The sequence below is a fragment of the Microbacterium sp. Ru50 genome, from assembly GCF_002920555.1.
Lineage (GTDB): Bacteria > Actinomycetota > Actinomycetes > Actinomycetales > Microbacteriaceae > Microbacterium > Microbacterium arborescens.
Window position 1 is genome coordinate 212,494 of sequence record NZ_PQSV01000002.1, and the last position, 12,541, is coordinate 225,034.

Annotated in this window: 11 protein-coding genes; 6 read left to right on the top strand and 5 right to left on the bottom strand. The window is 70.8% G+C overall.

Translation table 11 applies throughout. From position 1 onward, the window contains the following. Nucleotides 1-22 precede the first annotated feature (22 nt). From C3481_RS11020 to C3481_RS11035, 4 genes are read left to right on the top strand one after another with little or no spacing between them, the layout of a single operon-like run. The gene (locus C3481_RS11020; RefSeq protein WP_071919331.1) at nucleotides 23-601 is read left to right on the top strand and encodes a TetR/AcrR family transcriptional regulator; all 579 of its coding nucleotides are present in this window, start codon (nucleotides 23-25) and stop codon (nucleotides 599-601) included. 27 nt (nucleotides 602-628) lie between these two features. Beyond that, nucleotides 629-1,066: a hypothetical protein gene (locus C3481_RS11025; RefSeq protein WP_023955005.1), complete on the top strand. Its 438-nt coding sequence runs from the start codon at nucleotides 629-631 to the stop codon at nucleotides 1,064-1,066. Between the two features lie 60 nt (nucleotides 1,067-1,126). After that, entirely contained in the window at nucleotides 1,127-3,331 is a 2,205-nt protein-coding gene (locus C3481_RS11030; RefSeq protein ID WP_258039103.1) for an efflux RND transporter permease subunit, read from the top strand. After that, nucleotides 3,328-3,912 carry an isochorismatase family protein gene (locus C3481_RS11035; protein ID WP_023955001.1) on the top strand — a complete coding sequence of 195 codons (585 nt, stop codon included), beginning with the start codon at nucleotides 3,328-3,330 and terminating at the stop codon, nucleotides 3,910-3,912. Before C3481_RS11030 ends, C3481_RS11035 begins: the two co-directional genes overlap by 4 nt. A gap of 4 nt (nucleotides 3,913-3,916) precedes the next feature. Here the strand turns inward: C3481_RS11035 and C3481_RS16635 are convergent, their stop codons facing one another. From C3481_RS16635 to C3481_RS11060, 5 genes are all read right to left on the bottom strand, one after another. Then, a complete protein-coding gene (locus C3481_RS16635; protein WP_219817664.1) occupies nucleotides 3,917-5,539 on the bottom strand; it encodes a serine/threonine-protein kinase in 1,623 nt (540 codons plus the stop codon). A 109-nt stretch (nucleotides 5,540-5,648) separates the two neighbouring features. Further along, complete coding sequence (locus C3481_RS11045; protein ID WP_103842326.1) at nucleotides 5,649-6,968, bottom strand: ABC transporter permease; 1,320 nt, start codon at nucleotides 6,966-6,968, stop codon at nucleotides 5,649-5,651. Next, nucleotides 6,968-7,615: an ABC transporter ATP-binding protein gene (locus C3481_RS11050; protein WP_370576225.1), complete on the bottom strand. Its 648-nt coding sequence runs from the start codon at nucleotides 7,613-7,615 to the stop codon at nucleotides 6,968-6,970. Before C3481_RS11050 ends, C3481_RS11045 begins: the two co-directional genes overlap by 1 nt. A gap of 101 nt (nucleotides 7,616-7,716) precedes the next feature. Further along, nucleotides 7,717-9,291: a hypothetical protein gene (locus C3481_RS11055; protein WP_103842328.1), complete on the bottom strand. Its 1,575-nt coding sequence runs from the start codon at nucleotides 9,289-9,291 to the stop codon at nucleotides 7,717-7,719. Next, nucleotides 9,288-10,256 carry a hypothetical protein gene (locus tag C3481_RS11060; RefSeq protein WP_103842330.1) on the bottom strand — a complete coding sequence of 323 codons (969 nt, stop codon included), beginning with the start codon at nucleotides 10,254-10,256 and terminating at the stop codon, nucleotides 9,288-9,290. Before C3481_RS11060 ends, C3481_RS11055 begins: the two co-directional genes overlap by 4 nt. A gap of 114 nt (nucleotides 10,257-10,370) precedes the next feature. Here C3481_RS11060 and C3481_RS11065 point away from each other — a divergent pair, with 114 nt between their 5' ends. Together C3481_RS11065 and C3481_RS11075 are read left to right on the top strand one after the other, a co-directional pair. Next, a complete protein-coding gene (locus C3481_RS11065) occupies nucleotides 10,371-11,723 on the top strand; it encodes a D-alanyl-D-alanine carboxypeptidase family protein (protein ID WP_103842332.1) in 1,353 nt (450 codons plus the stop codon). Between the two features lie 222 nt (nucleotides 11,724-11,945). Next, nucleotides 11,946-12,497, top strand: a complete 552-nt coding sequence (locus tag C3481_RS11075) for a CGNR zinc finger domain-containing protein (RefSeq protein ID WP_103842334.1) — start codon at nucleotides 11,946-11,948, stop codon at nucleotides 12,495-12,497. Nucleotides 12,498-12,541: the final 44 nt, after the last annotated feature.

Sequence of the window (12,541 nt, forward strand, 5' to 3'; positions counted from 1 at the left end):
GAGCAACGACGATCGCGCGGAGATGGGGCGTCCGGGCGCCTACGCCAAGGGCGTGGCGCGACGTCAGGAGATCCTCGACCGCGCGATCGAGGTCTTCCAAGAACGTGGCCTGCAGGGGACCTCGCTGCGGCGCATCGCCGAGGCCATCGGGGTCTCGCACGCCGCGCTGCTGCACTACTTCGAGTCGCGAGAGCAGCTGCTCGTCGCGGTCTACGAGCACGCCGAGACGCAGCGCGGCCGGCGCAATCCGGTTCCGCCCGAGACGGCGGTCGGCGTGATGACGCGCGCCGCGGTCGACAACCTCGAGGTCCCGGGTCTCGTCGAGCTCTACTCGATCCTCGTCGCCGGAGCGCTCGAAGCGGGGAGTGAGCACGGCAAGCGGTTCTTCACGGCCCGCTTCGAGCGCATCCGTCGTGAGCTGACCGAGCGCCTGCGTTCGGAGCAGCGGGCGGGAACCGTTCGCGACGACGTCCCGGCCGAACAACTCGCGGCCCTGCTCATCGCGGCCTCCGACGGTCTGCAGATCCAGTGGCTCCTCGAGCCCTCGATCGAGCTCGAGCGTACGCTCGCCTCGCTGGCCGTGCTGCTGCGTCCGTCGTGAATCCGCGCCCGGCGTCAACCATACTGAGTGCATGACCCGAGCGACCCGCGTCCCGAGTCGGCGGCGCGCGTGAACGCGATCCTCGACGCGGTGCTCGAGATCCTCAGCTGGGCGGGATTCGGCGGCGCCGCCCTCTTCGCGGTCGCGCTCCTCGTGCTGTGGGCCGCCGACGGCACCTGGCTTCCGGCGGATGCGCTCGTGGACCACGAGCCCGACGGCACCTGGGTGCGCTGGTACGACGACGAGGGTGAAGCGAACAGCGCGCGGGTCGACGACCACACGGCGACGCTCCTCGCGGGCCGCGATCGGGCAGACATCTGGTATCGACACGGATGGCGGGGGAGGATGCGGTTGACCCGGCGACCGCCCGCGCATCGCCTCCTGGTCGGCCTGTCGTCCGGATTCCTCGCCGTGGGTGTGGCCGCGCTCGTCGCGTCGTGGATCGTCCTCTTCGCCCGCGGTTGAATCGGGGCAACGTCGGCCATCGGACTGGTGCATCCACATTTAGCTAGATAAGCTACCTACGTGAAGAGCGAACGAAATGTCCCGCGCTGGCTGCGCATCGGCATCCCCGCCCTGCTCGTGCTCGTGTGGCTCGTCGGCGGGTCGGTGGGCGGACCGTACTTCGGTCGCGTCAGCGAGGTGGCCACGAACGATCAGTCCTCGTTCCTTCCCGCCAGCGCCGACGCGACGAAGGTCAGCGAGCGGCTGACCGACTTCACCGGCGGCGATGAGATTCCGGCGGTCGTGGTGGCCGCGGCTTCCGATCCGCTCGACGAGACGCAGCTCGCAGCGCTCGGCGAACTCGGAACCGCCATCAGTCAGCTCGAGGGGGTCGGCGAGGTGTCGCCGCCCATCCCATCCGAAGACGGTCTCGCCGTGCAGGTCTTCGTGCCGATCGACGCCTCGGGGGAGGTGCGCGACATCGTCGAAGAGATCCGCGGGCTCGTCCAGCAGGACCTGCCCGCGGGTGTCGAGGCGTGGGTCACCGGCCCGGCGGGGTTCACGGCCGATCTCGCGGAGGGATTCCTCGGTATCGACGGATTGCTCCTGATCGTCGCGCTCGCGGCTGTGTTCGTCATCCTGGTCGTCGTCTACCGTTCGCCGCTGCTGCCGATCCTGGTCCTGCTCACGTCGGTGTTCGCGCTATGCGTCGCGCTGCTGACGGTCTGGTGGCTCGCGAAGGCCGACATCGTCGTGCTCAACGGGCAGGTCCAAGGCATCCTGTTCATCCTGGTCATCGGCGCGGCGACCGACTATGCCCTGCTCTACACGGCCCGATATCGCGAGGCGATCGGGTCGGGCGCGTCGCGCTGGGAGGCGACGCTGCGCGCTTGGAAGGGTGCGGTCGAGCCGATCCTCGCCTCGGGAGGAACCGTGATCGCGGGTCTGCTCTGCCTGCTGCTGAGCGACCTCGCGAGCAACAAGGCGCTCGGGCCCATCGCCTCGATCGGAATCGCCTTCTCGATGCTGTCGGCGCTGACCTTCCTGCCCGCGCTTCTGGCGCTGTTCGGTCGGGCCGCGTTCTGGCCGTTCATCCCGCGCACCGGCGCGATCGACCTTCCCGACGACCCGCGCGAACCGGTCCGCGGTCTCTGGCCGCGCCAAGCGCGCTTCGTCGCACGTCGCGCTCGGTCGGTCTGGATCGCCAGCACGGTCGTCCTCCTCGTCGGTGCAGCGGGGGTCCTGCAGCTCAACGCGAACGGCGTCCCCTCGAGCGATCTCGTGCTGGGCGCTTCGGAAGCGCGCGACGGTCAGGCGGCTCTCGCCGAACACTTCCCCGCGGGCTCGGGCAGCCCGGCGTCCGTCATCGTTTCGCAGGACCGTCTCGCCGACGCGCTCACCGTGCTCGACGCGAATCCCGGCATCTCGTCGGTCGCCGCCGTCGCAGCGGATTCGCCCACGGGACAGGTCTCGGTGGCGCTCGAGGACGGCGAGCCGGTCTTCGCCGCCGCTGGGCCGCCGGGCGCACCGGCGCCCGAGCCGACGGTGTCGGAGGGCGACGTTCTGCTGTCGGTGACGCTGGCCGATCCGGCCGACTCGCTCGAGGCCGAGCAGACCGTGCGCGATCTACGGGCCGCCTTCGCCGATGAGGTCCCCGACGTCCTCGTGGGCGGGACGACCGCGACGAACGTCGACACCAACGACACCTCGATCCGCGACCGGACCGTCATCATCCCGGTCATCCTGGTCGTGATCCTGCTCATCCTGATGCTGCTGCTGCGCTCGATCCTCGCGCCGGTTCTGCTGGTCCTGAGCACGATCCTGTCGTTCGGCACGGCGCTGGGCGTCAGCGCTCTCGTGTTCAACCACGTGTTCGATTTCCCAGGCGGCGATCCCGCCGTCCCGCTGTACGGCTTCGTGTTCCTCGTGGCGCTCGGGGTCGACTACAACATCTTCCTCATGTCGCGCGTGCGTGAGGAGACGCTTGCGCACGGCACCCGTCGGGGCATCGCGCGGGGCCTCGTGGCCACAGGAGGGGTCATCACGTCGGCGGGTCTCGTGCTCGCCGCGACGTTCGCCGCCCTCGGCGTCATCCCCATCCTGTTCCTCGCCCAGATCGCCTTCATCGTGGCGTTCGGGGTCCTGCTCGACACCTTCGTCGTGCGCTCGCTCCTCGTTCCGGCCCTCGCCCACGACATCGGCCCCGCCATCTGGTGGCCGTCGAAGCAGTGGCGTCGCGAAAGGGCCGTGCGGGCCGCTGAGACGGAGCGTACCCTCGACGCATGACCCGTGCCCTGTTCATCGTCGATGTCCAGAACGACTTCACCGAAGGTGGAGCGCTCGGTGTGACCGGGGGTGACGCGGTCGCTGCGGCGATCACGCGTCATCTCCGCGAGCACGCCGGCGACTACGAGATCATCGTCGCCTCGCGCGACTGGCATCACGGCGATCATGACAACGGCGGGCACTTCGCCGACGGCGAGCCCGACTACGTCGACACCTGGCCGGTGCACTGCGTCGCCGACACGGCGGGCGCCGAGTACGACCCCGAGCTCGACGTCTCCGCCGTGACCCATCACGTCAAGAAGGGGCAGGGCGTACCCGCGTACTCGCTCTTCGAAGGGACGACCGAGGAGGGGGATGTCGTCGCCGACCTGCTGACCCGTCACGGCGTCGTCGACGTCGACATCGTCGGCATCGCCACCGACTACTGCGTCCGTGCATCGGCGCTCGACGCGATCGCCCACGGTCGCCGCGTGCGCATCCTCACCGACCTCGTGGCCGGTGTCGCCGAGGAGTCCAGCGCGGCCGCCCTTGCCGAGCTCGCGCATGCGGGAGCCGAGCTCGCCGCCGGTTCCGGTCGCTGAGGCCTCAGCCGCCCGGGTTCTCCGGCTTGCCCGAGCCCGGCGACGATGGTCCCTTGCCGCTGTTGGCACCGGGCCCGTTCCCGTTGCCGCTGTTGGAGCCCCGGGCCGAACCGTTCTTCTCGGCGGGGCCGGCGGGCGGGTCGACCGTCGTGGCCCCGACGGGCACGGTCTCGGCCGGGATGGTCTCGGGCGGTGTGGTGTCGGCAGGCGCGGTCTCGGCAGGCGTGGCGTCAGCAGGCGGCGTGGTGCCGGCGACGTCGCCCGTGTCCGACGAGACGACCGTCTCGGTCGCCGTCGTCACCTCGTCCGGTGGCGACTCGACGCCACCTGTGTCTTCCGTCGGGCTGCCTGCGGGGGTCTCGACCACCGCAGGCACGGGGACGTCCGTCGTCGGAGGAGTGGGCGGCGGTGCCAGCATCAGGTGCGCGGCGAGCGCCACCCCGATCGCTCCGATCGAGACGGCGCCGACGGTGATCGCCGTCCGCTGACGTCGGCGACGGCGTGACCGGGGCCGCCGCTCGGATGCCCGTCCTGCAGCGGCCGGAACACTCGGGCCCACGAACATCGGCTCGGTCCCCGATTCCACGCTCGGGCCGCGCGCCTGCACGGCGGCGGACGCTGGGACCGGCGCGTCGAGGGCCCTGACGTCGATCGCTCGCGAGGCGGTGACGGGCCATGTCGCCGTCGCGACATCGGCCTGAGCGGCACGGGATGCGGCCTGCGTCTCGTGCCCGCTCATTTCCGCCGCGGCAGCAACCAGCGCCACGCCGACCGGCGTGCCGGGCGCGCGCCGGCTCAGGCTCGACATCACCTCGAGGGCGGTCGGGCGGTCCTCCGGTCGGCGCGACGTCATCGCGCACAGCAGATCGCGCCAGCGGTGGTCGAGAAGCATGGGCATGTCGGGGTCGCGCGACAGTCGCGCGAGCAGCTGTCCGCGATTGCCGTCGGACCCGGCGAACGCACGCTCGCCCGTCGCCGCCTCGACCAGCACCAGCCCGAGAGCGTAGATATCGGATGGGGGTGCCGGATCCGCCCCGTGCAACAGCTCCGGAGCGATGTAGGCGGCCGTGCCGATCAGCAGGCTCGGCGAGGTGACACGGTCGCTGTCGAGCAGGTGCGCGATGCCGAAGTCGGCGAGCTTCGCGCGCAGAGGGACCCCGGGCACGGTCGACCGCGCGAGGAGGATGTTCGAGGGCTTCACATCGCGATGCACGATCCCCGCGTCGTGGACCACATGGAGGGCATCGGCGAGCTGAGAGCCGAGCGCGGTCAGCTCGCCGTCATCGAGGACGCCCGCCGCGATGCGCTGCGACAGCGTCATCCCGACCACGTGCTCCATGACGAGGAACCGCGGCTCGTCGTTCAGGTGCGCGTCGAACAGCGTCACCAGGCCGGGGTGGTTGAGCGAGGCGAGCAGTCGTGTCTCGATCGCCGCCCGATCCGACGCGGCGCTGTCGGACAGTTCGGGCCGCAGGACCTTCACTGCGACCGGGCGCCCGAGGGCTTCGTCGCGAGCCAGGAACACCCGCGCCATGCCGCCCGACCCGATCGGCTCGACCACCCGATACCGGCCTGCCAGGAGGGCGCCCGGCAGCACGGCATCATCGTTCGCGACACCGTCGATCATCCCGCGTCCTCGTCTTCGCCCGTCCCCACCGCCAGCAACGGTAGACCCGCACGATTCGCGGCGGAGAGGGCTGGCGCTCGCGCCCGGTGCGCGCTATGCGCGAGAACGGTCAGGCATTGCCGCGCAGCGCCACGACCGGTTCGATACGCGAGGCCCGTCGAGCCGGGATGCCGCCCGCCGCGAGGCCGATGATGGCTCCGAGCACCGTGCCGCCGAGAGCGACCCAGGGATCGAGCACCGGTGACCACTGCTGCGCGATGGAGACGCCCAGCACGGCGAAGACGCCCAGGGCCGACCCGATCAGGCCGCCCAGCAGTCCGATGACGATCGACTCGACGACGAACTGGCCGGCGATCTGCCTCCCGGTGGACCCGAGGGCACGACGGAGGCCGATCTCGCCGGTGCGTTCGAGCACAGACAGGGTCGTCACATTCGCGATCCCAAGCCCGCCGGCCAGCAGGACGATCACGCCGAGGATGAGGAAGACCACGTTGACGTCTCCCTGCACGTCGCGCGCGAGATCTGAGCGGCCCTGCGGCGCACTGACCTCGAGCGTGTCGACCGCGTCGGGGGCGAGAGCCAGCGGGGCCTGCTCGCGCAGCTGCGGACCGGTCCCGACCACGATGCGCGCGATCGCGTCGCCGGGCGAGGCGAGCTGGAAGTCCTGCCGCGCAGCCCTCGTGGGGATCACGACGGCATCGACGACCTCGGCGCGGCGGTCGAGCTCGTCGAAGATTCCGACGACGGCGTAGGCCACCCCGCCGATGAACACCGACGGCTGCGTGTCGACACGGTTGATCGCCAGACGCTCCGCGGCCCGGGAGCCGAGCATCGCCACCCGGTCGCCGCGCATGTCGTGCCCCTCGTCGAACGATCTGCCCGTGACGATGTGCCCGCCCAGCGTGTCGAGGATCTCGCCGGAGGCGGCGAAGAGCGCCGGGGGAGCGGAGGCCGCGATGGAAGGGTCGTTGATGGGCACGGCGGTGATCGAGTTCTCCCGCAGAGTGACGGGGGCCAGCACAGCGGCGGACTCGACGCCGGCGAGCCTCTCGAGCCGTGCCGGCGCGTCCCACGGCAGCGATGCGGTGGCAACGCGCTGCCCGCCCCGAGCCTGCGCTTCGGCCGGACCGATGCTCAGGTGCGTCGCAGCAGCCGCGTCGAACTGTCGGGCGATCTGCCCGGCCGCTGTCTGCGCGAAGCCGACGGTCGCCACGAGCGCGCCGATGCCGAGCACCGTTCCCATGACGGTCATGACGAGGCGGCCGGGGCGTGAGCCGATGTCGGTCGTCGCCTCGAGCACGAGGTCGCCGAAGCCGAACCGGTCGGCTCGCGGAACCTGGCGCGCCTCGGCGACCGCCGTCGTCGTGGCCTCGGCATCGACGGCGCGACGAGACCGCCGCGCGCGGAGCCTCTTCCAGAATCCCGTCATCAGCTCAGCTCGCTCATCCGGCCGTCGGCGATGCGGATACGTCGCGCCGCGCGGTCGGCCACGCCCTGGTCGTGCGTGATCACGACGAACGTCAGCCCGCCCGCGTTCAGCTCTTCGAACAACGCCATGATGTCCGCCGTCGTGGCCTGGTCGAGGTTGCCGGTCGGCTCATCGGCGAGGATCACCCGCGGCTGCGTCACGACGGCACGTGCCACCGCCACGCGCTGGCGCTCACCACCCGAGAGAAGTCCGGGGCGGAAGTCGACACGGTGCCCGAGGCCGACGCGCTCGAGCGCGGCTCGTGCCCGTTCGGTGCGCTCCGCGCGCGGGGTTCCGCTGTAGAGCATCGGCAGCGAGACGTTCTCGAGCACGGTTCGCCGCGGCATCAGGTGGAACGCCTGGAACACGAAGCCGAGCCGACGAGCGCGCACCGCCGCTCGCTCGTCCTCGGTGTATCCGCCCGTCAGCTCGCCCGCGAGGCGGTACTCGCCCACGGTCGGGCGATCGAGCAGACCCAGGATGTTGAGCATCGTCGACTTGCCCGAACCGCTCGGTCCGACGATGGATACGTACTCGCCGTCGGAGACCGTCAGGTTGATGCCCTTCAGGGCCTGCACCTCGGGCGGCCCGGGGAAGGATCTCGTCACGTCGCGCAGCTCGATAACCGGCGGTTTTTCATCCGATCGGATGACGTCGTCGCTCCCGTCCGGCGCCGTCGAGCGGTCCGAGAGGACGGCGGCCGCCTCCGTCATCGCCCGACCACGACGAGATCGTCCTCCGCCAGCTCGCCCTCGGTGGCACGCACCTCGACGGCCCCGCCGGCCGACAGCCCGGTCTCGACGACGACCAGCCGGGTGCGGGCATCGGGGTCGCGCGGGTCGCCGTCGACGACCTCGACGCGCGTCTCGCCGCCGGGGCCAGCCGTCAGCGCCGCCGCGGGAACGCTCAGCACGTCGCCCGCCGTCGCCCCGACGGCGATCGTGACGCGCACGTTCGTGCCCTGGAGCTGCGAGATCTGCTCGGGCGTCAGCTCCGCCGGCTCGAGGCTCACCTTCCACCGACTCTCGCCGCCCGCGCCCGCCTCCACGGCGGTGACGGTGGCGGCATGTTCTGCCCCGTCGGGGAGGGCGAAGCTCGCGGTCGAGCCGACCGTGAGCAGCTTGGCGTCCGCCTCCGCCGCGGAGCCGGTCAGCGCCACGGTCGCCCCTGACACGGTCATCGCCGCGCCGGAGAGGATGCTGCCGCGTTCGGCCGTCACCGCGTCGACGCGGCGGGGCAGCTCCGTCAGATAGAGCACTTCTCCGGCGGGGAGGGCGGGCAGGGCTTGCTGGCGGGCGCGCACGAGGTCGTCCTGCGCCTGCGAGAGCTGGCTCGCCGCGGCGTCGACCGCGGCCCGCTCGCTGCTCGTATCGGGTGCGGCGTTCAGCTGCTCACGTGCGAGCTCGGCGGTCGCGACCTGGTTCTGGGCTGCGACGATCTCGTCCCATGACGCGCCGTTGTCGCGTGCCCCCTGCAGAACAGCACGGGCGTTCGCGACCTCGAGGTCGGCGCGCGCGATGGCGTTGCCGTCCCGTCCCGCTGCGCCCAGCGCTGCGCGCGCCGCGGACAGCGCCTGTTCGGCGGACCGAACACTCTCCTGCGCCGAACGCACCGCGTTGTCGCCGTCGTCCTCCGACTCGGGGCCGGTGTAGCCGACCGCCGCGTACAGCGCGGTGACCGCGGTCGCGGCCTGCTCGTCGAAGACGTCGTTGCCCGGGTCTCCGGCGTCGATGCCGACGGCGCGCATGGCCTCTTTGAACTGCACGACATCGGGGCCGGCCACGCCGAACCGCAAGGTTCGGTAGGCCGGGAGCTCGCCGGGGAGCACGATGACGGGACGCCCTGCCACTTCGAGAGCGACGGAGAGCTGGGTCAGCTCGGCTCCGAGCGCCGGAACCTGGCCGGTGACGACGGCCGGTCCCGAGATCGCGGACGTGTCGATCTTCACCTCGACGGGGTCGGCGAACCCGACCTCGCCGCGGATCGTGACGTCGTTGCTGAGGGGGCCGAACTCCACCGGAACCGTCACGAGACCGGGTGCCGGCGCGTCGTCGGCAGCCGCCGAGGCGGGCGCCATGACGAACCGGCCGACGAGCAGCCCTCCGATGAGCGCCACGACGGCGACCGCCGCGGAGATCCAGAGCACGCGGTTGCGTGAGACGACCGACCGCCACACCGCGAGCCGGCCCCCGCCGGTCGGCGCGGGGGCGGCGGGGTCGGCGATGAGCTCGTCGAACGAGTCATCGGCCGCGGTCGTGCCGTCCTTCGCGGGATCTGCGGTCACGGGCGAGCCTGCTCAGCCGCTGCTTTCATCGCTTCGAGCTCCGTCTTGTGATCGGCGATGAACTGCTCCTCGGCGGCGAACTGCGCCTTCTGGTACTTGGCGCGGTAGTCGGTCTCCTTGCGGCAGTCGAGGTCGGCGAGAGCCAGTTCGACCTCACGCTCGTGGATCTCGTCCATGGTCGCCTGATCCGGGCCGGTCTCGGTCGAGTTCTCGTAGACGCCGTTCAGCTCTTCGTAGATGGAGTTCTGCGCATCCGCTTGCGAGGCGAATCCCGGGTACCCGGCGGCATCCATGCACGCGGCCCATTCGCGGTCGAGGTCCACCATGGCCGGAAGCGTGGCCGAGGACTCGTAGAACTTCGTGACGGCGTCCATCAGGTCGGCGAACTCGTCGGACTGAAGAGGGTCGTCGCCGTTGATCTCGTGATCGGCCCAGCCGTTGCAGCCGGACGTCTCCCAGTTGTATTCGTAGGACCCGTCCTCGGACATCTCCTCCTCGGTCGGGCCCGGGCCGTACAGCGCCTCGTAGTAGGCGGCCTGCTCCGACTCGGAGAGCGCCATCACGTAATCCGCGTTGGGTTCGGGCGTCATCTGCTCGGGCTCGGGCTGCTCGTCCGCGTCCGGATACTCGACGGCACCGTAGCCCCATTGCGCCACGAACTCGCGGTCCTCGGGCTTCCACTCGGTGCCCGAGCTGAACGTCATCGTCGAGGGGGCGGGGATGTACTCGAAGCCCTCGTCCTGCATGCACTGCGCGACGAGCTCCTCGCGCTGCTTGTTCTGCGTCTCGAACTGCGCCTGCTGCTCTTCCTCGCTCATCTCGCCGCCGTAGAACGCCGAGAAGTACTCGGTGAGCGGCGAATCCTCGGCGCTGTCGACGGAGCCGTCCGCGGCCGTGCAGCCCGCCAAGACGAAGACCAGGCCGACCGCCGCCGGTGCGGCCCAACGAAGTGTTTTGCGGTGCACGTGCAACCCCCTTGTTTCAAGAACGCCTCAACACTATGGGCTCGCTGAGAGTCGCGAATCATCCATGAGGATGACGTTTTGCGTGAAGATGGGCGCCATGACGAAGGGACCGCGATGACGCGACGCGACTCGGTGAGCGACGACCTCGACGATTTCGGGGCCTTCTTCTCGACCTCCGCTCCTGAGCTCTCGATGACTGCGGAAGAGGTGGCGACCGGGCGCCGCCGCCGTCGCCGGAACGGATGGATCGCCGCGGGCATCACGACGGCGATCGTTCTCGGCGCGCCCGGGGGATACGCCGCATGGGCGCTGACGGCTCCGCTGAGGCCGGCCGCGGGGGAGGTCTCGATCCCGCCAGCACCCGTGCCGCCGACCCCCGTCGACATCGGCTTCACGGCCGACGGGTCCGCGGCGCTGTCCGTTGCGGGCGCCGAGGCGTACCTCGGCTCGGCGGCGGCCGGCGTCTGGATGGTCGAGGGCGGTGATGACCCTCGACCGATCGCCAGCATCACCAAGGTCATCACGGCACTGGTGGTCCTCGACGCCTACCCGATCGCCGATGGCGACCGGGGGCCCACGCTCACCTTCGACCGTGACGACCACGCCCTCTACGACGCGTACTTCGTCCGCGATGCGACGATCGCTCCCATGCCGATCGGCAGTTCGCTGTCGCTGCGCGACGCCCTGGCGACGATGCTCATCCCGTCTGCGAGCAACTACGCCGAGGCGATCGCCGTCTGGGCCTTCGGTTCGGTGTCGAGCTTCCGCGCCGCCGCCGACCGGTGGCTCACGGCGAACGGCCTGGAGCGGACGGAGGTCGTCGAGCCGACGGGGCTGGATCCCCGGAACACCAGCACGCCGAGCGACCTGATCGCACTCGGTCGCATCGCCGCGGCACATCCGACGGTGGCAGCGATCGCCGCGACGCCGTCTCTGAATCTGCCGGGGCCGGGGGCCATGGCGAACACCAACAGCCTCCTCGGTCAGAGCGGGATCACGGGGCTCAAGACGGGCACGCTCGACGACAGCGGTGCGAACCTGCTCTACACGGCGACCGTCGATGTCGGGCTTCCCGAGCCGTTGAGCGTCGTCGGTGTCGCGCTCGGCGGCTCATCCCAGCGCGGCGTCGCCGCCAGTGTTCTCGGTGTTCTGCAGCGTCTCGCCGACGGGTTCCACGTCACTGCGGTCGCGCAGCACGGGCAGCAGCTCGGGATCTACACGACGGCGTGGGGCAGCTCGGTGCGGGTGGTGCTGGCGAAGGGAGCGTCTCTGCGCACCTGGTCCGACACGCCCATAGCGGTCACCGGCGACGTGCGCGAGCCACGCGACTGGACCGACGGCGAGGTGCTCGGTGAGATCACGTGGACGGCCGGTCCCGAGTCGGTCACGGTGCCGGTCGTGCTCGACGGCGACATCGAACCGCCGTCGGAATGGTGGCGTCTCACTCATCCGGGTGAAATCGGCTGACCGATTTCGGCGCTTTCCGCGACCGGCGGCCGCGATGCCGTCGCCTGCAGGTCCACACGTCGGGCGCCGCATCCGTCGCACCGCACGTAACGGACGAGGCCGTCCGATGTGCGATGCGCCGACTCGGTCGTCCAGCCGTGCTCATGAGTACGGGACGGCAGCGGAGCGGTGGGGGATGCAGGGGAGGACGGCGACATGATTCGATCGTGATGTAATGCCGTTATGCAGCTCAACCCTTACGGTGAGTACGCGGTTCTTCTCGCCGCATCGCTCGCGAACGACTGGCCGAGCGACCGCGAGGGCGTCGTGGCGCGCACGTACGAATACGGCATGACCGCTGTGTACGCGCCCGGGGCGCCGTCCGACCTCGAGGCGACCCGGGCGGTGATCGATTCGTGGCTCGAAGTGGTCGATGCCGAGACGGCGGCGGAACGCGCGAGGCTGCTGAACCGGCTGATGGCGGCGGCGACGGCGTATCCCCGGCTGACCGACCACGACGGCGAATGGCACCTGCACTACCGCGACGACGATCAGCGCCTGCCGCAGGTGCTCCGCGCGGTCATCGCCGTCGGCACCGCGCTCCATGTGACGACGCGGGGGATGGGCCGTCTGTCGCGGTGCGCCGCCGGACGCTTTCCGGGCGACCCCTGCCGCAACGTCGTGGTCGACGTGACCCGTAACGGGCGGCAGCGCTACTGCTCGGTGCGCTGCGCGAATCGCGACGGGGTGCGTCGTCACCGGGCCAGATCGGCGATAGCGCATCCGGGGGCCTGACGGCAAACACCGGCGTCGGTCGAGGCCGCGGGTCACAGTGGAGG